This is a genomic window from Promicromonospora kroppenstedtii (genome assembly GCF_044389675.1).
GTDB lineage: Bacteria > Actinomycetota > Actinomycetes > Actinomycetales > Cellulomonadaceae > Promicromonospora > Promicromonospora kroppenstedtii.
Map to the genome: position 1 here is coordinate 15,784 of NZ_JBIRYI010000021.1, position 26,924 is coordinate 42,707.

Annotated in this window: 29 protein-coding genes and 1 tRNA gene; 10 read left to right on the forward strand and 20 right to left on the reverse strand. The window is 71.4% G+C overall.

Annotated elements, in window-relative coordinates:
• Nucleotides 1-58: 58 nt before the first annotated feature.
• Both dcd and ACH47X_RS24780 read right to left on the reverse strand, forming a co-directional pair.
• Nucleotides 59-634 carry a dCTP deaminase gene (gene dcd, locus ACH47X_RS24775; protein ID WP_020017521.1) on the reverse strand — a complete coding sequence of 192 codons (576 nt, stop codon included), beginning with the start codon at nucleotides 632-634 and terminating at the stop codon, nucleotides 59-61.
• A gap of 95 nt (nucleotides 635-729) precedes the next feature.
• On the reverse strand, nucleotides 730-1,161 hold the full coding sequence (locus ACH47X_RS24780; RefSeq protein ID WP_397407804.1) for a TM2 domain-containing protein: 432 nt from the start codon (nucleotides 1,159-1,161) through the stop codon (nucleotides 730-732).
• Between the two features lie 156 nt (nucleotides 1,162-1,317).
• Between ACH47X_RS24780 and ACH47X_RS24785 the strand changes: the two genes are divergently transcribed.
• Nucleotides 1,318-1,391, forward strand: a tRNA-Gly gene (locus ACH47X_RS24785).
• 136 nt (nucleotides 1,392-1,527) lie between these two features.
• Here ACH47X_RS24785 and ACH47X_RS24790 read toward each other — a convergent pair.
• Nucleotides 1,528-2,802: a DNA sulfur modification protein DndB gene (locus ACH47X_RS24790; RefSeq protein ID WP_397407806.1), complete on the reverse strand. Its 1,275-nt coding sequence runs from the start codon at nucleotides 2,800-2,802 to the stop codon at nucleotides 1,528-1,530.
• Nucleotides 2,803-2,957: 155 nt separating this feature from the next.
• Nucleotides 2,958-3,431 (reverse strand): tyrosine-type recombinase/integrase, encoded by a 474-nt coding sequence (locus ACH47X_RS24795; protein WP_397407808.1) that lies wholly within the window; start codon nucleotides 3,429-3,431, stop codon nucleotides 2,958-2,960.
• Between the two features lie 35 nt (nucleotides 3,432-3,466).
• Between ACH47X_RS24795 and ACH47X_RS24800 the strand changes: the two genes are divergently transcribed.
• Nucleotides 3,467-3,709 carry a hypothetical protein gene (locus tag ACH47X_RS24800; protein WP_397407810.1) on the forward strand — a complete coding sequence of 81 codons (243 nt, stop codon included), beginning with the start codon at nucleotides 3,467-3,469 and terminating at the stop codon, nucleotides 3,707-3,709.
• The gene (locus ACH47X_RS24805; protein WP_397407812.1) at nucleotides 3,706-4,374 is read left to right on the forward strand and encodes an HAD family hydrolase; all 669 of its coding nucleotides are present in this window, start codon (nucleotides 3,706-3,708) and stop codon (nucleotides 4,372-4,374) included. Before ACH47X_RS24800 ends, ACH47X_RS24805 begins: the two co-directional genes overlap by 4 nt.
• 631 nt (nucleotides 4,375-5,005) lie before the next feature.
• On the opposite strand, the gene ACH47X_RS24810 is transcribed toward ACH47X_RS24805, so the two are convergent.
• The 7 genes from ACH47X_RS24810 to ACH47X_RS24840 form a co-directional block, all read right to left on the reverse strand.
• Nucleotides 5,006-5,155 (reverse strand): hypothetical protein, encoded by a 150-nt coding sequence (locus ACH47X_RS24810; protein ID WP_397407814.1) that lies wholly within the window; start codon nucleotides 5,153-5,155, stop codon nucleotides 5,006-5,008.
• Between the two features lie 436 nt (nucleotides 5,156-5,591).
• Nucleotides 5,592-6,371, reverse strand: coding sequence for a class I SAM-dependent methyltransferase (locus ACH47X_RS24815; protein ID WP_397407816.1), 780 nt, complete (start codon nucleotides 6,369-6,371; stop codon nucleotides 5,592-5,594).
• Nucleotides 6,372-6,416: 45 nt separating this feature from the next.
• On the reverse strand, nucleotides 6,417-7,025 hold the full coding sequence (locus ACH47X_RS24820; RefSeq protein WP_397407817.1) for a hypothetical protein: 609 nt from the start codon (nucleotides 7,023-7,025) through the stop codon (nucleotides 6,417-6,419).
• A complete protein-coding gene (locus tag ACH47X_RS24825) occupies nucleotides 7,025-7,837 on the reverse strand; it encodes a DUF1206 domain-containing protein (RefSeq protein ID WP_397407818.1) in 813 nt (270 codons plus the stop codon). Before ACH47X_RS24825 ends, ACH47X_RS24820 begins: the two co-directional genes overlap by 1 nt.
• Nucleotides 7,838-7,938: 101 nt before the next feature.
• A complete protein-coding gene (locus ACH47X_RS24830; protein WP_397407820.1) occupies nucleotides 7,939-8,394 on the reverse strand; it encodes a hypothetical protein in 456 nt (151 codons plus the stop codon).
• Between the two features lie 103 nt (nucleotides 8,395-8,497).
• Nucleotides 8,498-8,872, reverse strand: a complete 375-nt coding sequence (locus ACH47X_RS24835; RefSeq protein WP_397407822.1) for a hypothetical protein — start codon at nucleotides 8,870-8,872, stop codon at nucleotides 8,498-8,500.
• A complete protein-coding gene (locus ACH47X_RS24840; RefSeq protein ID WP_397407824.1) occupies nucleotides 8,869-9,168 on the reverse strand; it encodes a hypothetical protein in 300 nt (99 codons plus the stop codon). The genes ACH47X_RS24835 and ACH47X_RS24840 overlap by 4 nt, the downstream gene beginning before the upstream one ends.
• 140 nt (nucleotides 9,169-9,308) lie before the next feature.
• Here ACH47X_RS24840 and ACH47X_RS24845 point away from each other — a divergent pair, with 140 nt between their 5' ends.
• Entirely contained in the window at nucleotides 9,309-10,028 is a 720-nt protein-coding gene (locus tag ACH47X_RS24845) for a GntR family transcriptional regulator (protein ID WP_211239984.1), read from the forward strand.
• 53 nt (nucleotides 10,029-10,081) lie between these two features.
• On the opposite strand, the gene ACH47X_RS24850 is transcribed toward ACH47X_RS24845, so the two are convergent.
• Complete coding sequence (locus tag ACH47X_RS24850) at nucleotides 10,082-11,011, reverse strand: hypothetical protein (protein WP_397407826.1); 930 nt, start codon at nucleotides 11,009-11,011, stop codon at nucleotides 10,082-10,084.
• Nucleotide 11,012: 1 nt separating this feature from the next.
• Complete coding sequence (locus tag ACH47X_RS24855) at nucleotides 11,013-12,068, reverse strand: SPFH domain-containing protein (protein WP_397407828.1); 1,056 nt, start codon at nucleotides 12,066-12,068, stop codon at nucleotides 11,013-11,015.
• A gap of 87 nt (nucleotides 12,069-12,155) precedes the next feature.
• Here ACH47X_RS24855 and ACH47X_RS24860 point away from each other — a divergent pair, with 87 nt between their 5' ends.
• Nucleotides 12,156-12,911, forward strand: a complete 756-nt coding sequence (locus ACH47X_RS24860; protein WP_397407830.1) for an NUDIX hydrolase — start codon at nucleotides 12,156-12,158, stop codon at nucleotides 12,909-12,911.
• A gap of 37 nt (nucleotides 12,912-12,948) precedes the next feature.
• Here ACH47X_RS24860 and ACH47X_RS24865 read toward each other — a convergent pair whose 3' ends face one another.
• Both ACH47X_RS24865 and ACH47X_RS24870 read right to left on the reverse strand, forming a co-directional pair.
• Nucleotides 12,949-14,013 carry a pirin family protein gene (locus ACH47X_RS24865; RefSeq protein WP_397407831.1) on the reverse strand — a complete coding sequence of 355 codons (1,065 nt, stop codon included), beginning with the start codon at nucleotides 14,011-14,013 and terminating at the stop codon, nucleotides 12,949-12,951.
• Nucleotides 14,014-14,523: 510 nt separating this feature from the next.
• Complete coding sequence (locus tag ACH47X_RS24870) at nucleotides 14,524-15,534, reverse strand: hypothetical protein (protein ID WP_397407833.1); 1,011 nt, start codon at nucleotides 15,532-15,534, stop codon at nucleotides 14,524-14,526.
• Between the two features lie 311 nt (nucleotides 15,535-15,845).
• On the opposite strand from ACH47X_RS24870, the gene ACH47X_RS24875 reads away from it, so the two are divergent.
• Together ACH47X_RS24875 and ACH47X_RS24880 are read left to right on the forward strand one after the other, a co-directional pair.
• Entirely contained in the window at nucleotides 15,846-16,457 is a 612-nt protein-coding gene (locus tag ACH47X_RS24875; RefSeq protein ID WP_036969759.1) for a TetR/AcrR family transcriptional regulator, read from the forward strand.
• A gap of 102 nt (nucleotides 16,458-16,559) precedes the next feature.
• Nucleotides 16,560-17,912, forward strand: coding sequence for an MFS transporter (locus ACH47X_RS24880; RefSeq protein ID WP_397407835.1), 1,353 nt, complete (start codon nucleotides 16,560-16,562; stop codon nucleotides 17,910-17,912).
• Between the two features lie 30 nt (nucleotides 17,913-17,942).
• On the opposite strand, the gene ACH47X_RS24885 is transcribed toward ACH47X_RS24880, so the two are convergent.
• From ACH47X_RS24885 to ptsP, 3 genes are all read right to left on the reverse strand, one after another.
• The gene (locus ACH47X_RS24885; RefSeq protein ID WP_397407837.1) at nucleotides 17,943-19,079 is read right to left on the reverse strand and encodes a magnesium and cobalt transport protein CorA; all 1,137 of its coding nucleotides are present in this window, start codon (nucleotides 19,077-19,079) and stop codon (nucleotides 17,943-17,945) included.
• Between the two features lie 311 nt (nucleotides 19,080-19,390).
• Complete coding sequence (locus tag ACH47X_RS24890; RefSeq protein ID WP_397407839.1) at nucleotides 19,391-20,269, reverse strand: sugar phosphate isomerase/epimerase family protein; 879 nt, start codon at nucleotides 20,267-20,269, stop codon at nucleotides 19,391-19,393.
• 58 nt (nucleotides 20,270-20,327) lie between these two features.
• Nucleotides 20,328-21,977, reverse strand: a complete 1,650-nt coding sequence (ptsP, locus tag ACH47X_RS24895) for a phosphoenolpyruvate--protein phosphotransferase (RefSeq protein ID WP_397407841.1) — start codon at nucleotides 21,975-21,977, stop codon at nucleotides 20,328-20,330.
• A 208-nt stretch (nucleotides 21,978-22,185) separates the two neighbouring features.
• Between ptsP and ACH47X_RS24900 the strand changes: the two genes are divergently transcribed.
• Nucleotides 22,186-22,671: a PTS glucose transporter subunit IIA gene (locus ACH47X_RS24900; protein WP_397407843.1), complete on the forward strand. Its 486-nt coding sequence runs from the start codon at nucleotides 22,186-22,188 to the stop codon at nucleotides 22,669-22,671.
• A gap of 79 nt (nucleotides 22,672-22,750) precedes the next feature.
• Nucleotides 22,751-23,395 (forward strand): HAD family hydrolase, encoded by a 645-nt coding sequence (locus ACH47X_RS24905; RefSeq protein WP_397407845.1) that lies wholly within the window; start codon nucleotides 22,751-22,753, stop codon nucleotides 23,393-23,395.
• Nucleotides 23,396-23,399: 4 nt separating this feature from the next.
• Here ACH47X_RS24905 and ACH47X_RS24910 read toward each other — a convergent pair whose 3' ends face one another.
• On the reverse strand, nucleotides 23,400-25,334 hold the full coding sequence (locus tag ACH47X_RS24910; protein WP_397407847.1) for an NHL domain-containing thioredoxin family protein: 1,935 nt from the start codon (nucleotides 25,332-25,334) through the stop codon (nucleotides 23,400-23,402).
• Between the two features lie 10 nt (nucleotides 25,335-25,344).
• The gene (locus tag ACH47X_RS24915; RefSeq protein WP_142041066.1) at nucleotides 25,345-25,560 is read right to left on the reverse strand and encodes a hypothetical protein; all 216 of its coding nucleotides are present in this window, start codon (nucleotides 25,558-25,560) and stop codon (nucleotides 25,345-25,347) included.
• Between the two features lie 259 nt (nucleotides 25,561-25,819).
• Here ACH47X_RS24915 and ACH47X_RS24920 point away from each other — a divergent pair, with 259 nt between their 5' ends.
• Complete coding sequence (locus ACH47X_RS24920) at nucleotides 25,820-26,875, forward strand: hypothetical protein (protein ID WP_397407849.1); 1,056 nt, start codon at nucleotides 25,820-25,822, stop codon at nucleotides 26,873-26,875.
• Nucleotides 26,876-26,924 lie beyond the last annotated feature (49 nt).

Consider the following 26,924-nt stretch of genomic DNA (forward strand, 5'->3'; position numbering starts at 1 on the left):
AGCCTACCTTCCGGTGACCGCCCGGCGGCGCGCCCGGACGGCCCGTGGGCCGGCCCTCTCAGACCGTGGTGCGATGGAAGTTCTGCGAGGAGCGGGACGCCGTCGGGCCGCGCTGTCCCTGGTAGCGGGAGCCGTACAGGTCCGACCCGTACGGGTGCTCGGAGGCCGACGAGAGCCGGAAGAAGCAGAGCTGGCCGATCTTCATGCCGGGCCACAGCTTGATGGGCAGCGTGGCGACGTTGCTCAGCTCCAATGTCACGTGACCGCTGAACCCCGGATCGATGAAGCCGGCGGTCGAGTGGGTCAGCAGGCCCAGGCGGCCCAGCGAGGACTTGCCCTCGAGCCGGGCCGCGACGTCGTCGGGCAGCGTGACCGCCTCGAAGGTGCTGCCGAGCACGAACTCGCCCGGGTGCAGGACGAACGCCTCGCCGTTCTCTGCCTCGACGAGGCGGGTCAGCTCGGGCTGGTCCGTCGCCGGGTCGATGAAGGGGTACTTGTGGTTGTCGAACAGCCGGAAGAACTTGTCGAGGCGCACGTCGATGCTCGACGGCTGCAGCATCGACGCGTCGTACGGGTCGAGCACCACGCGGTCGGCGTCGAGCTCGGCACGGATATCGCGGTCGGAGAGGAGCACCCGGATACGGTACTGGCCACCGCGGGCCGACGCCGCCCCGGCTCGGGGCGGGCGTCGGCCTCGCCGGGGCGTGCTCGGCGGTCAGCGGCCAGTGGTCACCACTGCAGCGGACGGTGCTTCGAGTCCACCGACCAGTAGCCCTTGCGCATGACCAGGTACAGGATGCCCTCGACAGCGCCCCAGATCGCCGGGACGAACCAGGCCTGGCCGAGCGACACGGCTGTGATGAGGAGCATGACCCAGCCCAGGCCCTTGTAGCCCAGGTAGAACCGGTGCGCACCCACCACACCCAGCAGGATGCCGAGCAGGCCCGCGGTGATCCGGGACTTGCGGCCCGGGACGTGCTCCGTCGGCGGGGTGGGGCGGTCGTAGTCGTACTGCTGCTGGTAGTTCGCCGGGGCGGACTTGGGCGTCTGCATGGCGCGGGTCTCGCGCGCGGCCTTCGGGGGCTGCGGCGGCCGCGGCGGCAGGGGTTTGGTCTCCTGGTAGATCGGCTCGGTCGGCTTCTCGCTGGGGTGCTCGCTCACTGCTGCTCCGGCTGCTCGGCGACACTCGCGCGGAAACCGGTTCGGGCATCCGGGCGAGTTTGGGTATGATCGGGTCGCGCGCCAGGTTCAGGGGGCGCTGTTGCGGAACCCTAGCGGGATTCCGGAACGGCAGAAACCCGGTCAGAACCGGACGTTGCGGGTGTAGTTCAATGGTAGAACTTCAGCTTCCCAAGCTGATAGCGCGGGTTCGATTCCCGTCACCCGCTCCACAGGCTCCGCCCCAGGTCAGAGGATGTTTCTCGACCTGGGGCGGAGTCGTTTCCAGAGGCCTCTGGACGAGGGCGGGCCCCAAACCGGCCCCAACACAAGGCCCGGAGCCCCTATCGGCGCCCGCAGCCCGCGCCGTCAGCCCTGCGCGATCCGCTTCCACTTCGGCGCCGCCGAGGCCCACTCGGTAATGGTCGTGGTGAGCTGCTTGAAGTCCTGCGCGCGGGAGTTCGGGCTGTAGACCCCGTTGTCGGACGCTGAGAAGAGGCCAGTCGCAAACCACGTGTCCTTCGGGTCCGGGTAGACGGGACCCTGCATGCCCGCCGCGAAGTTCGCGAACGCCTCCGTGATCTCATCGATCTCCCACTCCTCCTCCCGAAGCTCGTACCACGCAGCAGCGAACCCACGGAGGATGACGGACGATCCCAGCAGGCTGGAAGCACGGAGGCTCGCAGGCGCGAGGTCTCCCTCCTGGACGGCACGCAGGTCCGGGAACGCCGTGACCATGCCGTTGGAGAACGCCTCGAACTCGTACGCAATCTGCTGCTCGTCCAGTTCCTCCTCCAGACGCTTCCCGATGCGGCCGTTCCCGACGGTGAGAGCACGCAGCATGTCCGCGACGTGCTTCGCGCCCAGAAGGTACGGCGACCCGCCCGTGATCCGGTCCAGCTCCAGGTCCACCCGGCCCTTGAGCAGCTCGTTATTGTTGAGGACGATGTCGAGCGCACGGGAGATGACCTTGCGGTCATCGAATCGACTACGCACGGAGCCTGTGATGCCCTTGGCGTTGTCGTTGATGTCGACGAAGATCCGCCGGGCGACCCGAGGATCGTCCGTGACGACAATCTGAACCGAGACCCTCTCAGAAGCGAGCGTCGTCCGGCGGTGAACCAAGCCATCCAGCTTCGCCTGAAGGTTGCTCACAACGGCCGCGTCCATGGCGTCTTCCTTGGCTCGCGCCAGGTTCGCGCGCGCAGTCATGATCTTCGCGTTGAGGCTCTCCCAGGCCATGTGGAAGCCCAGAGTGCGGTGCTGCCCGTCCACGATCTTGATCTCAGCACGCGAGTCCTTGGGGACCCCGATCACGCCGAACTGCGTGGTACCGGTGTTCTGCGCGATCTTGCGGTCGAACTCGAAGATGCTCGGCCCTCGCAGCAAGAGCGCCGGCGCCACCCAGTCCGGCGTGGTCTCGACGTACTCGCCGAACTGCTTGGCGTGCAGCGGATAGATCCGACGCTGCGAGTCCGAAGCATCGAGCGGCTTGTCGGGGTCCGGCTTGGGCAGGAACGTCACGAGCTCACTCACAGAGAAGTCGAGCCCGTACACGGTGCGCCCGCCCTGCTTGTAGCGCGAGCCGAAGAAGCGCTCGTGCGGGTCGTAAGCGGTAACGCCGAAGTCTTCGATCTCGGTCAAGTCTGCCTCCTAAAGTAGCGATCATGCGCCTGTTGCGCCGTTTAAGAAATTAAAACAGGGATCTGGCTCTAGGTACAGGGTTCTACTCGTAGTTCACCCGCAGAGCGCCGAGGCCCCGCTCGCTGGTACGAGCGGGCCGTGCAGAGAGACACACCTCAGACGTTCGGGAGGCCCCGAAGTGACTGGCCGAGGTGATCAGCGATCCGCCTGTCTGCCTCGCGGTTCCGGTGCTGGTAGATCAGCGCCGCGTTCATCGAGTCGTGCCCCATCCTGGCCATGAGGTCGCGTGTGGAGGCGCCCGACGCCGCAGCGAGCATGTTGCCCGTGTGTCGCAGGTCGTGGAAGTGGAGACCCGGGAAGCCGATTGACGCGACATCCTTCCTCCACCCAGTGAGCTTCTCGAAACCGCCGCGGCGGATCGGGCGCGCCGTCGCTGTCGTGAACAGCAAGGCGTCAGGGCGACTCGCCACGAACGCCTCCATGTGCTCGCTCAGCAGCTCCAGGAATTCGCGCGGCACAGCGACGTCACGCACGCCGGCAACCGACTTCACGGGCCCCTCGGTGAGCCCTTTCCCCGTGACTTCGAGGAACTGGCGCTCGACCCGGATCACCCGCCGGCCGAGGTCCACGTCTCGACGAGACCCGCTCGTTCGGCTCCGCGCCCGTGTTCAAGGCGTACGTCATCAACGGGGACGTTGCCTTCTTTGGCTTCTACCCCGTGGTTACGCACGACGTCCGGGTAGGCGGGGAGAAAGTCAGTATCTTCGACCCAATGGGCAAGGACGCGGTCCTCTTCCACTACACCGACGACGGAGACCCAGAGTCCATCGAATCCACCTTCGTCGTGCAGGTCCGCGAGTGGTTCGACAGCGTCTGGAACAGCGTGGCAACGGAGGTTACTCAGTGAACGGTGCCGCACAGCTCCTCAACGAGTCGTCCGTCGTCCTTCTCGACTTCGACGGCCCCGTCACACCTCTCATGCCCGCGCCGGCCAACATGCACGCAGCTGATGCCGCCCGGCAGGCGATCACCGCCCACGGCGCAACTCCGCCCGACGACATCGCCACGACCTCAGACCATCTGGCCGTCCTGCGCTGGGCCGGAGTACACGCACCCGACGCCCTCGCTGACGTCGAAGCAGCTTGCACGAGCGCCGAGGTGGAATCGGCTCACGCCTGCGTCCCGACTCCCGGCGCACACGCTCTCCTTGAAGCCCTCTATGAGTCAGAGATACTGGTCGTGATCGTCAGTAACAACGGCGAATCTGCGATCGACACGTATATCCGGCGTCATCAACTTGGCACCCGCGTGTATGACGTCGTCGGACGACCACCCATGCGCCCCGACCTCATGAAACCCGACCCCTATATCATCAAGCTCGCACTCGAAGCGACTTGGGCGAACACGCGGAGCACAGTCCTCATCGGCGACTCAGTGTCCGACATCGAGGTAGCCGTGACGACAGGCATTCGATCCATTGGCTACGCAAAAACTCCCCGTCGTGGGGCCGAGTTACGAGAAGCAGGCGCCGACGCCGTCACCGACAACATGTTGAGCCTCGTCGAGCCTTAAGGGGCCAGTAGGTGAGAGGCCCACCACCAGGTCAGTGACGGGCCTCTCAGTGCTTACTGCGGATGTGGCCGCGTCATCTCGACCAACTGCAGAACTAGTGCAGCCGTCGCGATTGCCACTTCCCCACTCCCGTTCAGGTCCCACACCACGGCCGTGACAGCGCCAGCCCGCACAACGAGCCGCACACGATGCCTGCCGAGGTGTGCGTTCCCAGGTTCGACGCCTAGACTCACAATGTTCCTCTCACTCGATGACCGTCGAAAACGAGGACGTCGGCCCCACCCGTTCGCACCGGGTGGGGCTTTCTCGTTGGCACCCATCCTTGCACTTCAAAGCCATGCGAGCGCAACGTCAGTTGAGGCGATGAACGGATGTTCGGTGCTGGGACCAATCTCCCCCCGGCAGCATCGTCGGTGTCAAGAAATCGTGCTGAACTGCAGTTTCGTCGGAACCTGCATCCTGCAGATAACCAGTACGAGAACTACTCCACAGGGTTATACACAGAACTGACGGACTAATCCACAGCAATCCACAGCCCTGTGCACAGGTGTTTACACAGACTTTTCCACACCCTTTTTCCACAAGACGGCGAAGACCGGGTGAAAAGAGGGCCCGCCAATGGGAAATCAGTTCATCGACGCTTGACCGCGTTGGCCCACACCCAGACGAAGCCCTCCCGCGCCAGCGGATCGACGAAACGCACCCACACCTGGTCTTCCGTCCAGGCCAGCGCCTCCGCCTTGGCCCGGTAGTCCCCGCGGTTGCTCAGGACGAGCCACACCCACACCGATACTGGCTCGCCGGCCCTGACCTCTCGCTGCTCAATGCGCGCCGTCCCGGGGCTCCCTGGGCAGAGTCCCGCAGCGGCAGGGGGTCCAATCCGGTGGCCCGTCCGATGTGCCTGTCTCCGCCGCACATGGGATCAGTATGCATTGAGTTCGAACATACGTCGCATACGATGGTCGAATCCACTGTCGTCAAAGACGGGCCCCAATTGGCCCCAACCCCAGGCCCAGGCCCACGGTGGCCGCTCCAGGCCGTTTCGGGCACCTGCCAGGCACACGTTCTCCCAGGTCACGAGTGGTTGCGGCTAGTTCCCAAGCTGATAGCGCGGGTTCGATTCCCGTCACCCGCTCCAGCACGAGGCCCCAGGTGAGGACACAGATCCCGACCTGGGGCCTTCGCCGTTCCCGGCGCCAGGCAGGCCGGCCGGCCGCTCAGAAACGGGGCCGGAGCCTGAAGATCAGGATGCCGAGGTGCTTGTCCATCCACGCCTGCTTGTGCGGGTAGCGGCGTCGGGCGTCCTCGGACAGCTGCGGTTCGACCGCAGCCTCGATCCAGAGCCCCGCCGCGCTGAACAGGTTGAGCAGGTCGGAGACGGTGTAGACGCGCTTCGTGAGGGAGACCTGGTCGTTCCAGGCGCTGTGGGAGTAGGTGTAGGGCACCGTGGAGTAGTACTCCTCGCCGAGCGTGGTCCCGTTCTGCTCCGCGCGTTCGACGGCCCACCTGATCGGGTGGGTCCTGCTCAGCAGGATGAACCCGTCATCGGCGAGCATCGTCCGGGCCGCCCGCAACGTACGCACCGGGTCGTTCGCGTACCCGATCGACTGCAGGAACAGGATCCGGTCGAACATCCGGCCCGTGAGCCCCGGTACCGACTCGAGGTCGGAGAGGTCGCCTCGGAGCAGTTCCATGCCGGGTGCCGGTCCGCCCTCGAAGTTGCCGCTGATGTCGACGCCCACGGACGCCGTCGCACCATCGCGAACCAGCTCCGCCAGCTTGGCACCGTTGCCACAACCGACGTCGAGCACCGACCGACCGTCGACATCACCCAGAAGCCTGCGCTGCGCGGGCCACTCGACCAAGCGGTCCAGCGAGTCCTCTTTCGCTCGGGCCTGCTCGTAGCCCTCTGCGAGTCTGAACCACGGCTGCCCCTCGTCCCCGCCGTCGGGCCCATGGGAACCGGTCGGCACGTGCGATTCATCAGAAGGCGTCACGAAGCAGAACCTAGTTGCACGACGCTCGAGTCTCGCTGAACCGCTTCAGCCACAGTCGATCGGGTGGGAACTCGGCATGACCGGGTTGTTCGCCGCGCCACGGACGGTGAGCGTCCCACCATGCGGCCCCAGAGCGAGGTCGTAGGTACCCGCCCGGACGGGACGGTAGCCGTCGTCGGTGACCCAGGTTCCGGTTCGCTGCCCGACTCCGAGGTTCCGCACCACGTAGACGTCACCGCTCCCGGCCATCAGGAAAGACGTCTCCCGTGTCACGACGCGACACTCGTCAGCGCTCCCGGACGGGAGCACCTGGTACTGCGACCCGCCGAACAGGTCGCCGGCCGCCACGAGGCCGAGACACACCACGGCCAGCCCCGTGGTGACAGCCCGGGCCCTGCGTGGAATCGCCCGTCGCGCTCCAGGCATCTCGTCAGCAGCGGGCGCACCGGCGCGGCGCGGGAGCCAAAGGAGAACCAACGCTACGACGAGCAGCGCGGCGCCCAGGGCCCACCCGGGGACCACACGATCCTCGACGACCAGCACCCACTTGAGCCATGACAGCACCACCGCGAGCGCCGCGCCTCCTAGCCCGAGGGCCGTCAGCAGGACCTGGCCCGACCGGCCGGATCGAACCGGCTCGACGCCCGTCCGCATCAGAGCCGCGCGAAGCGCGCGCGGGCGAAGGAGTAGCCGCCGTACGCGGCGATGCCCACCCCGACCACGATGAGCAGTACCGTGCCGTACGGCTGGTCGCGCACGGTGTGCAGCGCCTCGTCGAGGCCGCCTGCCTGCTCGGGGTCCGCCGTCACCGCGGCCGCCACGACCAGCCCGCCGACGACGCCGAGCGCGACGCCCTTGGCGATGTATCCCGCCTGTCCCAGCCGCACCACGACGGGCCGGACCGCACCGCCGCCGGTTCCCGTCAGGTCCTCCAGGAACTTCTTCCGCACGCCCTTCGCGACGTGGTAGACGCCCACGCCGACGATCACGAGGCCGGCGGCGCCCACGAGCCAGGCGCCTCCCGGCATGCCCAGCACCTTCGCGGTCAGGCTCTCCTCGCTGCCGCCGCTGCCGCCAGCACCCGTCGCGTAGCGGACACCGGTGACGGCGAGCACGCCGTAGAGCAGGGCCTTGGCCACGCTCTTGGCCCGCGCGGCAAGCTGGTTCTCCGCGTTGGGCACGCCGACGACGGCGGTGGCGAGCTGCCAGACGGCGAGGGCGGCGAAGCCCACGGCGACCAGCCAGAGCACCACGTCGCCGCCCGGCATCTGGGCGACCGCACGGAAGGCGCCGGACTGGTCGGCCTGGCCCTCGGACTCGCCCAGCGCGAGCTGGACGGCGAGCCAGCCGATCATCAGGTGGAGCACACCCGATGCGACGTAACCGCCCCGGGCCAGGCCGCCGACGGCGCGACTGTTCTTCGCTCGGCGTACGGCGCCGCCGGCGGTGGTGGAGTTCTTGGGCACGGGTACACCTCCATCGGGTCGCGCGGGTCGCGACGCATCCACATTCCCGCATTTCACCGCAATTCGCATTCCTACTGGTTCTCCGTGCCGGGAACCACAGCTCAGGAGCCCTCGGCCGCCTCGTCCGGCAGCGTGGTGAGAACCGTCAGCGGTACGTGCGTCTCCCCCGCCTCTGGTTCGAGGCCGACCAGTACCAGTGCGTCCCGTCCGTCAGCGCTGATCCAGCCCTGCGTCCAGGCGTCGTCCCCGGCAGGCAGGTCCGGCATCGACTCCCAACCACGGCCGACGAGCTCGTCGGCGTAGGCGTCACGGACGGTCGCCGCGTCGACGTCGACCTCCAGGACGAGCGGCAGGTTGCGCAGCTTCTCGGCGTCGACTTCCTCGACGAGCACGTCGTGGACAGGGCCCGAGGCGCGCAGGTCGCGCGAGGCGACGTCGTCCCCGAAGGCGTACTCGTCCGGGGCGGTGACCCCCGGCGGCATCTCGGGCAGCGTGCCCGGGGGCGGCGGCGTCGAGCAGGCGGCCAGGAGGGCGGGACGGGACGACCGAGACGTCATCGGCGCAGTCTGCCGGGCCGGGATGAACACGAGGTGACATGGGAGCGCCGCGGGCCGGACCCACCGTCCGGCCCGCGGCGCTCGTTCGTGCGGGGAGCCGGACTCATCCCCGGGTCGGTGCCGTCAGGTGCAGCGACACCGGCAAGCCGTGCCCGGCGGCGGGCACCCAGCCGCTCCAGCACCGCCAGACCGCGCGACCGGACACCCCGTCGTCGTGGTGCCCGCGTCGTTCGGCGAGGTGCAGCATCCGGGCCAGCCGGACGGCGTCCGGCAGCCGCGCCGCGACGACGTCGACGGTCAGCATGCCCACGACGTCGTCCTCGAGGTCGAGGTGGTCGACACCCGCCCGCACGTCCAGCATGGGGATGTCGAAGACGTGCGCGATGAGCGCGGTGACCTGCACGAGCTCGGCGAGGTGCGCCGCCGGCGCCGGGCAGCCGTCCGAGCCCGGGCCGCCGGCGCAGGACCCTGCTGTCATGTGGGCCACGACCGGACCGCGCGGGTGGTGCCGCGCAAGTCGCCGTAGACATACATGTCGATCCCGTTCCAGCACCCGGTCCACATCGTGAAGCCGGGCCGTGTGGCCGGGTAGTCGGTCGCCACGGTGATCCCGAGCTGCTCCGCGATGGCCGCGCCCTCCGACCGCCGCTCCGGATGCACGACCAGATGGTCGCGGAACACCTCGACCCACTTGATCCGCGCATCCCCCACCTCCGCCAGCAGATCCCGCACGCCGCTCGCGGAATCCGCCAGAGTGCCCGCAATCGCTCCCATTTCTCCCACCTCTCTGCACCTACCTCTAGGCGCATAGACAGCCTGTTGCGGGTTAACTGGGGGTTGCAACCGCTACGCGGAAAAGTTGCGTATACGCACTGGCTGCGGGTTAGGTGGGTTCCGTGTCTAGAGAGGGACGTGTGACTGCCGCAAGCATCGCCAAGGATCTTCGTGCCGCGATCCGTTCCGGGACCTACAAACCGGGCGACCGCCTTCCGAGCGAAGCTGCGCTCATGTCGAACTACGGTGTGGCCCGCATGACCGCGCGCCACGGCCTGTCGATGCTCAAGGACGAGGGGCTGACCGTGACCCGGCACGGCTCGGGCGTGTTCGTGCGCTCCTTCGAGCCGATCGTCCGCACCGGCGCGACCGGGCAGGCCGACGAGGGCACGGTGACCGCGGAGATCGACGAGACGGGTGCCGGCCTCGTGGTCCGCACGCTCGCGGTCACGGCGGAGGCGGAGCCGTCCGAGAAGATCCGCACGGCGCTCGGCCTCGCCGAGGGCGACAAGGTGACGGTGCGCGAGCGCCTGCACCTGCGGGAGCGCAAGCCCGTCCTGTTCGCGACGTCGTACCTGCCCGCGTCCATCGCGGCGGGCACCCCGATCGCGGACCAGGAGGTCGGTGCCGGCGGCACGCACGCCCGCCTCGCCGAGGCCGGGCACGCCCCGGTGCGGTTCCGCGAGGACGTCGTGGGCCGCATGCCGACGATCGAGGAGATCGAGGAGCTGCGCATCGAGCCCGGCACCCCGGTGCTCGCGGTCACCCGTACCGCGTTCACCAAGGACGGCTCGGCCATCGAGGTGAGCCACGTGGTGCTGGACGCGGGCGAGTTCATGCTCCGCTACGACATCTCCTGAACCGCGGTACCTCTGAGCCCGCGATCGCACCGCGCGCAGCCGGGCGGCCGGGCTCACAGGAGCCGGAGCCGCCGTTCGGCCACGCCGATCCGGACCTCCTGCCCCCAGGAGACCTCGAGCCGGTCCGCCTCCATGCCGTCCCCGAACACGACGAGGCGGTCGGACTGCACCGCCACCACGAGCTCGGCGCCGTCCCCGAGCACGCCCTCCGTCATGGTGACGCCGGTGACGGGCGACGGCCAGGCCTCCCGCACGAACCAGGCCAGCGCCGGGTCGGTGGGAGCGGGCAGCCGGCGGCCGCCCCGGTCGTGCGCGATCGAGGCGCACCAGCCGGTGGCGCCCGTCCCGGTGCTGACGATGAGGCCCGACGACGACTGCCGCTCCGACCCGCGGTCGACCCGCAGCGTGTAGCGCGCCGACTGGTGGCTCGGGTGCCCCAGGAACAGCTCGTTGACGGCGTGCAGCTCCTGGCCGTCGTCGAGCCGCGCGTGGACCATCGTCAGCTCGTCGCAGCGCGGGGTCGCGGCCGGTACCCGGTCGCCCTGCCCGGCGGCCACGTCGGACTGCCGGTCGGCCAGGTCGCCGATGATCTCCGCGACGTCCTCGGCGCCGTGCCGCACGAGCACGCCGAGGTTGGCGCCCGGTTCGGGGTCGACGCCGACGACGAGCTGCCGGTCCAGGTACTTGGCGACGTTCGCGACCAGCCCGTCCTGCCCCACCACGAGGACGACGTCCTCGGGCGCGAAGAGAAACCGGTCGAGGTCCGCGCGCTCGACCTCCGCCAGCGCCCAGTCGGACGGCACGCTCGCCGCGACCGCCCGGCGGGCCGACGCCGCGGCCTCGTGCCGGGCCTCGACATCGGCCAGCGTGCGGCCGCGGGTACGGAGGAAGAACTCCGCCTGACCGCGTGTGGCGTGCCGGTCGAGCAGCTCGTCGAGCTCGGTCCGGCGGTGCACGAGCACCGCGCGCGTCCGGAGCGCCACGTCAGCGCTCCACGGCCGGCGCGCCGTTCGAGGACGGCGCGTCCGCGGCCGGCTCGGCCGCCCGGTTGGTCAGCGCGCTCAGCAGCCCGCTGACCAGGTCGGGAGTGACCGTGAGCGAGCCGACGTTCGGCAGGTGCGGCGCGGCGTCGCGCAGGGCGAGCGCCGTGAGCACGTCGCGACCGACGTTCGCGTAGACCGCCATGAGCGCCGCCTCCTTGGCGGCCTCGGCCTCACCGAGCTGCCGCAGCGAGGCCGCCTGGGCGGTCGCGGCGATCTCGCGCCGCTCGGCGTCGGACTTCGCGGAGACGAGCGCGGCCGCCGCGGCCTCCTCCGCCTCGCGCCGCTTGTTCGCGCCCTCCTGGGCCACGAGCTGCTCGCGGCGGGCGGCGAGCTCGATCTGGCTCGCGAGCTCGTTCTCAGCGATCTTGCGCTCCCGCTCGACGGCGACGGCGCGACGCTCGTAGGTCGCACGGTCGGCCTCCGCCTGGAGCCGCTCGCGGACGGGCGTGCGCAGGGCCTTCTCGACGTCGCCCTCGGGCCGGACGGCGAGCACCCGGACGCCGAGGATCTCGATGCCGGTCGCGACCAGTCGCGCGTCCTCGCCGAGCGCTCCGAGCGCCGTCCGCACGCTCCCCACGCCGGACTCCAACGCCTCGGCCAGGTCGACCGTGGCGATCAGGTCGACCGTGAGGCTCTGCGCGAGCTGGCCCACGATGGCCCCGACCTGCTGCCGGCCGCTCGCCTCCTGCCCCTTGCCCGTCACGGGAAAGATGCCGAAGTCCAGGCGCTGGGACGCGAGGACCGGGTCGCCGAACCGGTAGGTCACGTTCGCCTGCACGGTGACGTCCTGCTGGTCGCGCGTCACCGCGTGGAACAGGACGGGCAGCTCCTGGTCGGTGGCGGGCACCTCGCTGAGCACCGAGGTGTCGGGGCGGAACCAGAACGCCTGGCCCACCCCCTGGTGCCGCACGTCGCCCTTGCTGAGGTGCACCACGTAGTCGCTCGCTGAGCCCAGGAACTGCCGGAATCCGGGGTAGCGCTTGATCGTCGCCATCATCGGCCTCTCGTTCGTTGTTGTCGTCAGTTTGACGATATCTACTCGCTCGGCTTTTCGTCAAGGTGACGAGAATGTACGGTCGATGTCATGCCCCGCACCACACCCGCCCCGTCCGCCGTACCCGAGACGGCGGGCGCGTTCCCCGTCACGGTCGACGTCGTCGCCCTGACCGTGCGCGACGCCGAGCTGCACGCGCTCGTCGTCGACCGCCTGCTGGAGCCGTACCGCGGGCAGGCGGCGCTACCGGGCGGGTTCGTGCTCCCCGGGGAGACCCTGGAGCAGGCCGCGGCGCGGGAGCTCGAGGAGGAGACCCGGCTCACCGTGCCGGCGGGCGCGACCGGTACCGGGCCGTGGCACCTGGAACAGCTCCGCACGTACGGCCCGCTCGGGCGCGACCCGCGAGGGCCCGTGCTCTCGGTCGCCTACCTGCTGCTCGCGCCGGCGTTCGGGCTGCCCGCGGCGGGCGGCGACGCGGCCGAGGCGCGCTGGGTCCCGGTGGGCGACACGCGGGCGGGCCTCGCGTTCGACCACGACCAGATCCTGGCCGACGGCGTGGAGCGCGCCCGCGCCAAGATCGAGTACTCGCCCCTGGCGGCCGCGTTCTGCCCGCCCGAGTTCACGGTCGCCGAGCTGCGCGGTGTCTACGAGGCCGTCTGGGGCACGCGGCTGGACGCGCGCAACTTCCACCGCAAGGCGACGGGCACACCCGGATTCCTGGAGCCGACCGGCCGCCTGGGCGGCGGCGGTCCCGGCCGGCCCGCCGAGCTGTTCCGGCTGGCGCCCGGCGTGGACCCGAGCGCGACCGTGCTGCACCCGCCGCTGCTGCGGGCGGGCGCGAGCTGACAGGCCGGGCCGGGCGGGGTCGCCCGGCCCGGCCGGCTCAGCCCTGGCCCGGCCGTGTCCTGGGCTTGAGCCGCAGGTCCGGCAGGGCGGGCGCGCGCAGCGGCCCGCTCGGGTAGCCGTGCACCCGGCCGAACAGCCGGTCCTCGGCGCCCGCCGCGTAATCGGTCGCGCCGGCACGCTGCCCTGAGCCCGTCGAAGGGTCGAGCTCCGCGATCTGGGCCATCCAGGCGTCGCGGGCCCGGACGATGTCCTCGTGCGTGCGGCCCATGAAGTTCCACCACATGACGACGTCCTCGTCGAACGGCAGACCGCCGATCAGGACTGCCCGGACGGGCGCCCCGGACCCGGCGCGCACCACGAGACCGGAGCGGCCCGGCGCCACGTACCCGAGGTTCGACGGCGGCACGGCGCTCGCCTCGAACGTCACGTCGCCGGAGTCGACGAGCAGGGCGTGCTCGTGCTCCGGGTCGACGGCGAGCCGCACCTCGGCCCCCGGCTCGAGGTCGATCTGCGCCCCGACGAGTGGCGTGTACGCGGTCGCGGGCGAGGCCGGCTCCTGGCCCGCCACTCCGAGCCGCCCCATGAACACCTGCACGACGGCGCCGTCGTGCCGCACCACGGGCAGGTCGCCGTGGTGCTCGAAGCGCGGGTCGACACCGAGGGCCGAGCCCGGCAGCGCCGTCCACAGCTGGACGCCGTGCAGGCGGGGCGGACGGTTCTGCGCCGGCGACTCCTCCGAGTGGGAGATGCCCCGGCCCGCCGTCATGAGGTTGAGCTCGCCCGGCCGGACCGTCTGGAGCGAGCCGACGGAGTCGCGGTGCAGGATCTCGCCCTCGAAGAGCCAGCTCACCGTCTGCAGCCCGGTGTGCGGGTGGGGCGGCACCTGCATGCCCTCGCTGCCCGAGACGTCGTCCGGGCCGTAGTGGTCGCTGAAGCACCACGCCCCCACGAGCGACCGGGCGCGCTGCGGGATCGTGCGCCGCACGTTCATCGCCCGCGGCCCGCCGAGCGGCACGTCGCGCGGGGTGAGGAGCTCGATGCCGTCGCCTTGCTCGCCCGCGACGCAGACCTGCTCGGTCGGCCGGGTCTCCAGGTTGCTCATGCGCCGAGCCTAGATCCCGTGGCCGACGTCCGGGGAGGGGCCAGGGCCCCCGGGGCAGGCCGGGGGCCCTGGCGAAACCGCATACCCGTGACCCGCGCTCGGCGAGGACCAGGGGCGCCGTGTCGACGTCACGACTCCGATGTGCTCGCCAGACCCGGAACGCCAGGCCTGTTCTGCACGAACACCTCGAACGCGGGCGGTCTTCCGGCCCCGTACAGGCACCTGTGGCGTCATCCACAGCCCGCACCGCGGTACGGGACGTCCTGTCGTTCTCCGGTCGACCATGTGTCCGATGCCCGGGCCGGTCGGTACTGCTGCAGCGCACCGTATCTGCACCCGGATCGTCGAACCACTGCCAACGTTTCTATCCGCGTGTCGCACCACCGGCAACCGCTCCACGGCTGTAATTTTCACCCTGCGGTTCTCAACAGTTCTATCCACAGGTAATTCCCTGGATTTCCCACACAACACACAGGGCTGTGGATCAAATCTGTGGATAACTAAACGGGCTCAGACCCAGGCGCGGGATCCCGGGGGGCCACCGGTGGCCGAGTCGCTGCGCGCCTCCAGCTCGTCCGGCGTCGCGATGAAGCCGCCGTCGTCCACGAGAATGCCCGCGATGCGGCTCTGCAGCGCCACCGCGAGGCGCGAGAGAGAGGCGCGCATGCGCGCGCGGGCGATGACGTGCAGCCCGGACCCGTGCTCGAGCTCGAGCTCGTAGGGGTCCGCCGGCACCCAGGTCATGCGGTAGGCGTACGGCCCGTAGCTGCGCCAGTCCAGCGACCCGAGCGCGCGGGGCACCCGGTCGACGCGCTCGACGTCGATCACGATCGAGCCGTCGTACGGGGTGCTCCCCGCGAGCGTGTAGCGCGGCGTCCCGTCGGGGGTGACCTGTTCGGCGGACACGTCGGCGGTCGCGATGAACGACCTCAGCATGGGCAGCACATCCCCCGGCAGCAGGGGGTGCGCGGAGTAGAGCTGCAGGTTGACGGACGCCGCCGGGTCCGGGACCAGCGGCTGCCGCCCGTCGACGAGCACCCCGCCGCCGGTCTTGCGCGCGGAGGCGACGGCCCACTGCACGATGCGCAGCTCCTCGGCCTGCGGGAGCGCGTGCGGGAAGGCGCGGGCTATGCCGTCCCGGTCGTCGTACGACGTCGGGGCAGCGCCCCGCACGTCCCGGAGACCGTCGCTGCGCGCGATCGAGTACGCCTCAGCCGTGGTGGCCGGGATCTGCAGCTCCGCGAGGTGCGCCTCCGCGACCTCGAACGGGCCGGTCGCGACATGCTCGTCCCCCAGGCGCATGACTCCGGGCACGAGCGAGTCGGCCTGCGCCATGCCCCGGAACCGGGACCCGGCCATCCGCCGGGACCCCGCGGCGCGGGTCGGTTCTCGGAGCCATGCGACGTCCGAGAACCAGGCGGCGGCGAGCTCGCTGACCGCGACGGGACCATTTGTACTGGGCAGGACCAGAAGGTGACCCGAGGCGTGTTCCGCAGGAATCACGCCCGCCAGAAAAGTCATGCGGGAACCCTACTGCCGCGCACTTTCGCCCATGATGCCAGCGTGTTACAGAGAGGAAACACGCTTGTGACGGCGTGCTCACGCAATGACGGCATTCCCGGCCGGGATTTCGCCGGACCGCACGAAAGCCCCGGACTGCCATTCCGGAGCGACTGAGTATCAGTGCAAAAACATGAATACTGCGCTCCTGGGGCCAGGCAAAGCGGATCTATCCGAACTTAGCGCGATCTGTCTGCCGAATTGGCCTTCGACTCCTCCGCGTCCGCGATCCCGCGTTCCAGTTACTGACGACGCAGGCATATGATGTCAGCATGCCCAAGATCATCGGCAAGAGCCTGCACGAGCACCGCCAGATGACGAGGCACAAGCTGTTCACCGCTCTGTCCACCCTCATGGCGGAGCGCGGGTTCGACACCATCACCCTGGCCGACATCGCCGCGGCGGCGAACGTCGGCCGGACCGCCGTCTACAACCACTTCCACGACAAGGAAGCACTGCTCCTCGGGTTCATCACCCACGAGACCGAGCAGTACGCCCACACCCTGGAGCGAGCGCTGGACGGCGTGAGCGACCCCGTGGAACAGCTCCGTACCTACATCCGCCAGCAGGCTCAGCTCACCCGCGTGTTCCACCTCGCCCCCGGCCCGGACCTGCGGACCGTCCTGTCCCGCGCGACGCTGCAGCGCCTGCGCGAGCACGCCGACATCGTGGAGGCGATCCTGCGCCGGATCCTCACCGCGGGAATCGAAGCCGGGACGTTCCCGCCGCAGGACATCGAGCCGACGGTGCACCTCGTCAACGCGTGCCTGTCGGGACGGCTCATCCCGGACGAACCCGTGGCCCGCGAACGCACGATCCGCGCCGCCGAGTCGTTCGTGCTGCGCGCGGTCGGTGCCCGGGTGCCGGAGCGCGTCCCGGCCTGAGCCGGAGGCGCAGGCCGGGGAACGAGGCACGCGCGCTGACGCGGAACCGCAGGCTCGGGCGGCACAGGTAGAGCATGGAGCCGAGGCGGTAGCCTCTGGCGCGTGTCCTCCGCCGCCGTGAACTCCGAGCCCGAGCCGTCGATGCGGCCCGAGCCGCTCGGCGGGGCGTTCACCAAGGTCGTCGCCGCCAACCTGAGCTCGAGCCTGGGCGACGGCATCGCCCGGGTCGCCGCGCCGCTGCTGGCCGTCCAGCTGACGGACGACCCGCTGCTCGTGTCGCTCGTCGCGGTCGCCGCCCTGCTCCCGTGGCTCCTCTTCGCGATCCCCGCGGGTGTGCTCGTGGACCGGATCGACCGCCGGCTGGCGCTCGGCCTGGCGGGCGGGGTACGCGCGCTGGTGGCCGGCGGCCTCCTCGCGCTGCACCTGACCGAGGCGCTCACGATCTGGTGGCTCCTGCTGGTGGTGCTCCTGTACGGCGTGCTGGAGACGGTCTACGACGGCGCCATCCGCGCGGTGGTCCCGTCGCTCGTGGGCCGGGGTGACCTGCCGCGTGCGAACTCGCGGATCGAGGCCACCGAGATCGTGGTGCAGCAGTTCCTCTCCCAGCCGCTCACCTCGTGGCTGCTCGCGATCTCCGCGGCCTGGGCGCTCGGGCTGAACACCGCCGCGTACGCGGTGGCCGGCGGGCTGGCGCTGACGCTGCCCGCGGTGGCCTCCGGCGTCGTCGCGCGCCGTCGTGCCTCCCGGCCTGCCGACCGGCCCGCCCTTCAAGCCCCGGCCGCGACGGACGAGGAGCCGGGCCGAGGCGCCCCGCCCGCCGTCGCCGGCTGGCGGGCCGAGCTCGTCGCCGGGTTTCGGTTCATCTGGGCGAACCCGATGCTCCGCCCGCTGTGGATCGTGAGCGTGCTGATCGGCATCTGCCACGCCGCCATCACGTCCACGCTGGTGCTGTTCGTCCTGGACCGGCTGGACGTGCCCGAGGCCTGGTACGGCACCTTCATGCTGGCCGGTGCCCTGGGCGCCCTGACCGCGGCGGCCACCACGAGCCGGCTCAAGGCGCGCTTCGGGACGGGACCCGTGATGGCGGTCGCGAACGCCGTGGGCCTCGGGGCCTGGTTCCTCGCCGGCGCGTTCCCCCTGGTCTGGGTGGGCGCGATCGCGATCTTCGTGTCGTTCGGCTGCACGACGACGTGGAACGTGCTGGTCATGTCGCTGCGCCAGGCCGCGGTACCGAACCACCTGCTGGGCCGGGTGCACGGCACCTGGCGCACCGCCCTGTGGGGCGCGATGCCGATCGGCTCGCTGGCCGGGGGTCTCCTGGCCCGCACCGGCTACAGCACGCCGCTGCTGGTCGGGGCCACGGCAGGCCTGCTGGTCGCCGTCGCCGGGCACCGGTACATCGCCACGTTGCCCGACCCGGAGTCGCTGGACCCGGAGACGCCGGAGCCCGCGTAGGCCGGGGCACGGCCCGGCCTGGGGTGCGGGTCAGATCCAGCGCTTCCAGCGGAAGACGCCGAACAGACCCACGCTCACGGCCAGCATGCCGACCAGCGCCGCCGGGTAGCCCCACGCCCAGCCGAGCTCCGGCATGACGTCGAAGTTCATGCCGTAGACCGTGCCGACGAGGGTCGGGGCGAACAGGATGGCCGCCCAGCCCGAGATCTTCTTGACCTCCTCGCCCTGCCGGATGCTGACCTCGGAGAGGTGCTTCATCTCCTCGTTCTGCCGCTGTGCGACCAGGGTCGCGGCGACGGTGAGGATGTCGCGCAGCGCGGCGCGGAACACCTCGATGCGGTCGGCGGCCTCGGTGAGGTGGTCGGCGACGTCGCGCAGGTAGGCCTGCAGCTCGGGGTCCACGCCGTACTTGTCGGCGCCCTTGGCGAGCGAGCCGCACAGGGCCTGCTCCGGCCGGACCGCGCGCTGGAAGTCGATGACCTCGCGGGACAGCTCGTAGACGCGTCGCGAGACGTCGGGGGCGCCGCCCCAGACGTCGGACTCGATCTCGTCGATGTCGTGGTCCAGCCCAGCCACGACCGGCGCGTAGCCGTCCACGACACTGTCGAGGATCGCGTACAGCACGGCCTCGGGGCCGCGTGCGAGCATCTCGCGGTCCGACTCCAGCCGGGCCCGCACCGCGGCCAGGTCGGGCGAGGCACCGTGGCGCACGGTCACCACGAAGTCGGGGCCGACGAAGACGTGCAGCTCGCCGAACTCGACCTCCTCGGCGTCGTCCAGGTAGCGGGCGGCGCGCAGCACCACGAACAGGGTGTCGCCGTAGCGCTCGATCTTGGGGCGCTGGTGCGCCTGGATGGCGTCCTCGATGGCGAGCGGGTGCAGGTCGAACTCGCGCGCGAGTGACGTCAGCTCGGACTCCTCGGGCCGCTCCAGCCCGATCCAGGCCATTCCGCCCGGGCGCGAGCGCAGCGCGCTGAACGTCTCGGCGAGGTTGTCGTAGCGGGCGGTGCGGACGCCGTCGTCGTAGATCGCGGCGGCGACCACGGCCGAACGGGGCGCGGGCGCGACGGGACCGGGGACGACGTCCGGCACGGCGCCGACGGTGCGGCGCTGGCGCAGCGCGCCCAGGAGCGGGCGGGCAGGACGGGAGGGCAGGAACGTGGCCATGGGAGAACTCCTGGGGTCGAGCGCAGGAAAAGGACTGCGAACACCGCAACAGGGACGGCCGGGCGACCGGTGGACCTCACGCCCCGACCAGGGGCGGAGCGCACCGGTGCGCGAGAGCCCGCGGACACGCGGGCAGGGGAACCGTCAGCTCAGCTGCGGTTCGGACTACTCGGAGGCTCGCTACGGGTCATGCGCGCCACCTCCTTCGTCCTGCGGCGGTCCGCCGCACCAGGTCATGCTCTACCGGGGGCAAGTCTAGCCCCGTCGCCCCTCAGGATCGAAACAGTTCGAGAGCAACGTCACAGATCGGGTCACCAGGCGTCGTGGGGCCGGTGGTGCGCCCCGGGCGGGGTGTGGAACTCGTGCGGCGTGGGCGACAGGTAGGCCCGCGCGAACTGCAGCGAAGCCGCCAGGTCGTCGTGCCGCTCGGCTGCGCTGCGGGCCGCGCGGGTCGAGATCTCCACGCAGACGTCGCCGCTCCACCGGCGCGCCACCAGCTCCTGGAGCACCTTCTCCGCGTGCATCTTGCCGCGGCCGGGCACCAGGTGCTCGTCGCGCGCGCCATGGTTGCCGTCGGCGAGGTGCACGTGCCGCAGCCGGTCCCCGAACGTGTGCAGCAGGGTGAGCGCGTCCTGCTGCGCCACGCTCGCGTGCGACAGGTCGAGGGTCACGGCGTCGTAGTCGTGCTCCGCCGGGTCCCAACCCGGCAGATAGGCCTGGAACTCACGCCGTCCACCGCGCCACGGGTACATGTTCTCGACCGCGATCGTCACGCCGGTCGACTCGCTGAGCTGCCGCACCTGGTCCTGGAACTGGCGCGCGTACTTGTACTGCCAGCGGAACGGCGGGTGCACCACCACGGTGCCGGCGCCGAGCTCGAGGGCCATCTCCGTCGTCCGCTCCAGCTTCGCGACCGGGGACCGGCCCCAGACCCGCTGGCTCACCAGCAGGGTCGGCGCGTGCACCGAGCGCACAGGCACCCCGTTGTCGGCGGCGAGCTTCGCCAGCGCCCGGGGGTTCTGGGTGACCTCCTCGGACCAGATCATCACCTCGATACCGTCGTAGCCGAGCTCGGCCGCGGACTCGAACGCCAGCGGGACACGGCGCGGGAAGACCGAGGCCGTCGAGAGCGTGACGTGGACGTCGGGTTCGTCGGGCTCCTGCGGTTCGGTCCTGATCGGTTCGGGCATGCGGGCCACCTTAGAGCGCCTACGTGACTGTGATGTGACCTGGAGGTTCAGATGGGGTTCAGGTGAGGAGACGTTCCCGCGCCAGGTCGCGGGCGGCGTCGGCGGTCGAGCACTCGAGGACTGCCCGCGCCAGGTCAACGCACTCGTCGCGGGAGATGGCCGCGAGAGTACCCGCGACGTCCGCCAGAGCACGAGGGGTCATGGACAGAGACGTTACGCCCAGTCCGACCAGTACGGGAGCGAGCAGCGGATCCGCCGCCGCCTCACCGCACACCCCCACCGGAGCACCATGCAACGCGCCGCCCTCGCTCGCCACCCGGACCAGCTCCAGGACGGCGGGCTGCCACGGGGTCGAGAGAACGGCGACCCCGGCCAGGTCCCGGTCGGCCGCCATCGTGTACTGCGTGAGGTCGTTAGTCCCCAGGCTCGCGAACGAGACCTCCGCCAGCAGGTGCCGCGCCTGGAGAGCGGCGGCCGGGGTCTCGATCATGATGCCCGGCGTGTCCAGGCCGTGCGCCGCGCACGCCGCCGCGAAGTCCCGGGACTCGTCGACGGTGGAGACCATCGGCGCCATCACCCAGACCTCGGCGGTCTCGGCGGCGGCCGCGCGGGCGATCGCGCCGAGCTGCCGGTCCAGCACGTCCGGGTGTGCGACGGCGGTGCGCAGCCCCCGCACGCCGAGCGCCGGGTTGTCCTCGTGGTCCGGCGTGAGGAAGCGCAGGGGCTTGTCGGCGCCGGCATCGAGCGTGCGGACGACGACCCGGCGGCCCGGGAAGTGGGACAGCACGGCCCGGTATGCGGTCACCTGCTCCTCGACGCTGGGCTCCTCGCCCCGGCCGAGGAAGCAGAACTCGGTGCGGAACAGGCCCACGCCGCGCGCGCCCGCCTCGGCGGCTGCTGCGGCGGCCGCAGGGTCGGCGACATTCGCGACAAGCTCCACCTCGGAGCCGTCGCGGGTCACGCCCCGGCCGTCGAACGTGGCGGCGGTGACCCGGCGCCGGGCACCTTCCACGTCGTCGGCCGACGGCGTGCGCAGGACCGTGCCGAGCGTTCCGTCGACCACGAGCTCCTCGCCGTGGGCGAGGTCGTTGGCGCCGGGCAGCGCCACCACGGCCGGGATGCCCAGGGCGCGCGCCAGGATGGCCATGTGCGAGGTGGGGCCGCCGCGCGCCGTGACGATGGCGGTGACCACCGCGGGGTCGAGCATCGCGGTGTCCGCCGGGGCGAGGTCGCTCGCCACCAGCACGAACGGGTGCCCGGGGTCCGGCACCCCGGGTGGGGCCGCGCCGGTGAGCGCGGCGACGATGCGGTCGCGCACGTCGCGCACGTCCCGGGCCCGCTCCGACATCGGCGGACCGAGCGTCTCGAGCTGCGTCGCCACCGAACCGGCGGCGTCCCACACGGCGCGCTCCGGCGTGAGGTGGTCCTCCCGGACCCGGCGGGCGGCGCCGGCGGCGAGGGTCGGGTCGGCGGCCATGGCCGCGGTCACCGCGAGGACGTCGGCCGCGGTACCCGACGCACGGGCCGCGCGCTCCGCGAGATCGGCCTCGACCTGGGCTGCGGCCTCCTCGACGGCGCGGACGGCGTCGTCCGCCGAACCCGTCAGGCGGCTCGTGCGCGGCTCGGGGACGCGGGCCGGCATCCGGACCACCGTTCCCACCGCGCGGCCCGGGCTCGCCGGGACCCCCGTGAGCCTCTCGCTCGTCATCCGTACGCTCCCTCGGGCTCGTCGTCGAGTGTGCTGGGAACGTTACACGCGACGCACCGGCCGAGCGAGGCCCGCTCCGGGCGGCCCCGGGTGAGTACGGAAGCGGTCCGTCCGGGGCCGGGTCGTCGCCTGCGAGGGCCGGGTGAGGTCCGGTCCACGGCCCGGCGTGCCGCGTTTCCGCACCGCGCCGTTCTGACAAGATGTCCGCATGGCCGAGGCCCTGAATGTCGGTTCGCCCGTCGCAGGACGGGTGGTGGCGATGCGTGACGTGCCTGATCCCGTCTTCGCGGAGAGCATCGTCGGCCCGGGCCTCGCCGTCGAGCCGGACGCCGAGCTCGGTGGGCGCGTCGTCGCACCGTGCGCAGGCGTGGTCGTCAAGCTGCACCCGCACGCCTTCGTGCTGCTGGCACCGTCGGCGGACGCCGAGCCCGCAGGGGGCCGGGGCGTCCTGGTGCACCTCGGCATCGACACCGTCCAGCTCAAGGGCGAGGGCTTCACGCTGCTGGTCGACGAGGGCGACACCGTCACGGCGGGCCAGGAGCTCGTCGTCTGGTCCCCGAGCGCGGTGGCCGAGGGCGGCCGCTCCCCGCTGGTGCCCGTCGTCGCGCTGGACCTGGGCCACGGCCGGCTCGACGAGCTGGTACGTCCCGGCGCCGTCGTCCGGGCGGGCGACCCGCTGTTCCACCTCGCGTGAGCTGTCGGACCTCCCCGACGGGTCAGACGTACGGGCCACCCGGGTGACCTGAGGATCTGACACGTCTAGGGTCGGGGCCATGGTGCGCACGGTGGTGTTCGATGTCGGAGAGACCCTGATCGACGAGTCCAGGATCTGGCTCCGCTGGGCGGAGCGGCTCGAGGTGCCGCCGCTGACGTTCCTGGGCGTGCTCGGCGGCTGCGCCGCGCTCGACCTGTCCCACCGGGAGGCCTTCGAGCTGCTGCGGCCGGGGCTGGACTTCCAGGCCGAGGCCGCGCGCTGGGCGCAGGACGACCCCGACGGGCTGCGCACCGGGTTCGACGCCGACGATCTCTACCCCGACGTGCGGCCCGCGCTGGCGGCGCTCCGCGAGGCGGGCTTCGACGTCGTCGTCGCGGGGAACCAGCCGCCCGAGGCGCGGGCCGCGCTGGAGGCGATGGACCTGCCCGCGAGCGCGATCCGCACGTCCGACGAGTGGGGCGTGCAGAAGCCGGAGCCGGAGTTCTTCGCGCGGGTCGCGGCGCTTTCGGGGGTCGCACCCGAGGAGATCGCCTACGTGGGCGACCGCCTGGACAACGACGTGCTTCCCGCGGCCGACGCCGGGATGATGCCGGTGCTGCTGCGCCGCGGGCCGTGGGGGTACCTGCACGCACGCCGGCCCGAGGCCGCACGCACCACCGTGATCGACTCGCTGACCGAGCTGCCGGCGGTGCTGGCGGGCTGAGCTGTCAGCCGCGCAGGGGGAGGGTCAGGCCCGTGTCGCCGTCCGGCACCACGCGGACCGGGACGCCCCAGTCCTGCTGCGCCAGGTGGCAGGCCGGGAAGACGTCGGGGTCCGGCTCGCCGTTCGGCAGCAGCGGCACCTCGTCGCACGACGCCGCCTTCGCGGTCACGTGCAGCACGCCCTCGGCCACCTCGGGGTTGATCACCAGGTCGCGGAACAGGTCGGTGCCGCTGCCCGCGCCCGAGAGCAGCAGCTCCGGCGGGGTGGCACTGACCTGGAGCGAGGTCGACGGACCCCAGCGGTCGTCGAGCTTCTGGCCGGGGGCCGGCGCGAACGGGACGTCGAGGCGCAGCGCGCCGGAGCCGACGTCGGTGGCCGGCCGGGCGACCTTGTGCGCGCCGCTGTCGAGCACCTCGCCCGCGAGCGTCGCCGGGAGCGCCACACGCGTGAGTCGGTGCGCGGCGGACTCGACCACGAGCAGGTGCACGGCGTCGTCCGCGACCTCGACGAGCACGTCCGACGGCTCCGCGAGGTCCTTGGCCAGGGTGGTCACCTCGCCCGACGCAGGGTCGTACCGGCGCAGCGCGCCGTTGTAGGTGTCGGCGACGACGACGCTGCCGTCCGGCAGCACGGCGACGCCCAGCGGGTGCTGGAGCAGCGCCTGGTCGGCGGCGCCGTCCCGATGCCCGAAGTCGAAGAGGCCCTGCCCGACGGCGGTCTCCACGCGCACATCGGTCTCGTCGACCGGCACGAGGCGGCGCAGGGCCGATGTCTCGGCGTCGGCGAGCCAGAGCGCGCCGTCGGCCGCGGTGGCCAGGCCGGAGGGCTGGGCGAACCAGGCGCCCTCGCCCGGGCCGTCCTCCAGGCCCTCGTTCATGGTGCCTGCGAGCAGCGAGACCACGGGCAGGTGCGGGCCGGGGTGGAAGTCCCACAGCGTGTGGTTCCCGGCCATCGCCACGACGAACGCGCCGAGCTCGGCGGACCACTCGACGTCCCACGGGGAGGAGAGCCTGACGCTGAGGGAGTCGTAGGACTCGCCGGCCTCGAACGCGCCGACCGTGCCGCTCACGTTCTCCTGGCCGCCCACCATGAACTGCTCGCCGGTGCCCGCGACCGTGAAGACCACGCCGTCCGACAGCCGCACCCCGCGCAGGGCGTGGTTGACCGTGTCGGCGACCACGACGTCGTACCCGAGGTTCGCCCTCAGGTCCTCGGGAACCAGGGCGAGCCCGTTCGGCTCCGAGAACCGCGCCTCGCCGGGCGTGCCGTCCACCAGTCCGCGCTCGCCCGAGCCGATGCGGCGGACCAGGGTCTCGCCGTCGGGCCCGAGCTCCGCGAGGGAGTGGTGCCCGGCGTCCGCGACCAGCAGGTTCCCGTTCGGCAGCGCGAGGGCCTTGGCCGGGAACCGCAGCGTGCCGGAGGCGGGAGCGGGCGGCACGTACGGCCCCGAGCCGCGGTGCAGAGTCCCCTTCCGGGCGTGCTCGGCGATCAGGTCGGACACGAGCGCGGCAATCGCGGAGCCGTGCCCCTCCCCCGCCATCTGCGCCACGATGTAGCCCTCGGGGTCGATGACCACGAGCGTGGGCCAGGCCCGCGCGGTGTACGCGCCCCAGGTCACCAGCTCGGGGTCGTCGAGCACGGGGTGGCGCACCTCGTACCGCTCGACGGCGGCCGCGAGCGCGTCGGGGTCTGCCTCGTGCTCGAACTTGGGCGAGTGCACCCCGATGATCACGAGCTCGTCGCGGTGCTGCTCCTCGACCTCGCGCAGCTCGTCGAGGACGTGCAGGCAGTTGATGCAGCAGAAGGTCCAGAAGTCGAGGACCACGACCTTGCCGCGCAGCTCGGAGAGCGTGACGGTGCGGCCGCCGGTGTTCAGCCAGCCGCGCCCGACGAGCTCGGACGCGCGGACGCGGGGAAGGTTCTGGACGCTGGTGCTCACCCGCCCATTGTCACTCCCGGGCCGAACCGTCCTTGCCGCCGTCCGTCCTGCGGGCACGCCACTGCTCCACCAGCGCCTTGTCGGCCCGCCGGCGGGTGAGGTCGCTCTTGCTGGAGTGCACGGCCGCACGGTGCGCGAGCAGGGCAGCGCGGTCCCGCTCGAGAGCCCACATGAGGGCCTCCCGCACGTCGGCGCGAGTCACCCGCGCGCTCCGCGTCTCGTCCATCGTCCCGATCATTCTCGCCGTTTCGTGTCTTTCGGCGTCCGCACCGGGCGCCGCCAACGTTTCAAGAGGCCGCCGGGGATCTTTTGTGACACCTCGGGGCTTCCTGGCTTTCACCCGGCCATGGTTGGGTGTAGCAGAGGAACGTACCGCGCAAACCTGACAGTGGGATATCCATCTATCGGATGACTTTCCAGGGCAGATCGGCGTGTCGCCACCCTGCTGCAGTGTCGTGTTGGTGGGTGAGGAGAGGATCAGGGGCATGGACCGGGACGAGGCCAGGAAGATGAAGGAGCAGCTCACCGCCTTCGCCAGAGAGCTCGCCGAGAAGCACGGGAGCGTGGCGACCCCCCGGTCGCCGGGCGCACAGAGCGAGTCGGACGCCGTCGACGCCGTCCGGGCCCCGACCCTGGCGCTCGGGCTGGTGCCGCAGGAGGACGGCGGTTTCGGCATCGCCGTCCGCTATCGGCTCGGGGTGCCCCGGGCCCGTTCGATCGTGCGCAAGGTCTCGGCCGAGATCGGGCCGGACGCCGACATCCGCCGCACCGGCCGCATCCGCCCGGTGAGCGAGCTGGGCCCGCGTCCGCCGGCGCCGACGTCGCAGGCGGACGGTGACACCGACCGGCGCCGTCCGCTGCGGCCCGGCATCTCCATCGGGCACGTGGGGGTCACCGCGGGCACGCTCGGTGCCTTCGTGACCCGCGTCGTCCCCGGCGACGGCCACCTGTATGCGCTCTCGAACTACCACGTGCTGGCCGGGTCCCCGGAGGCCCGGCCGGGTGACGTCGTGCTGCAGCCCGGACCGGCCGACGGCGGGCTGGCACCCGGCGACCGGATCGGCGAGCTCTCGCAGGTGGTGGACCTGGACTCGGCCGAGCCGTCCTACACGGACGCGGCGATCGCCCGACTCGACCGGGTCCCGGTGAGCTTCGAGTACCCCGTGGGCCGGGTGATGAAGACCGCGCGCGCCCTGGGCGGCGAGATCGTGGGCAAGGTGGGCCGCACGACGGCGACCACGCGCGGGCGGGTCACGGCCATCGAGCTCGACGACGTGATCGTGGGCTACGAGGACCTCGGCGCTCTCAGCTTCGACGACCAGATCGAGATCGAGAGCCTCGACGACGGCCCGTTCTCGCGCGGCGGGGACTCGGGCGCGCTGGTCTACCGGGAGGACGGCGTGGCGATCGGCCTGCTGTTCGCCGGCTCCGAGTCGGGCGGCCGCAGCGGGAGGGGCCTGACCTACGCGAACCCGATCGACCAGGTGCTGGCAATACTGGACGTGGAGCTCGCCGGGGACCAGGCCCATCCGTTCGGATGAACCTCGCACCGGCGGTCCCGGCCGGCGCCGAGCCGGGACCGGCCGGGTG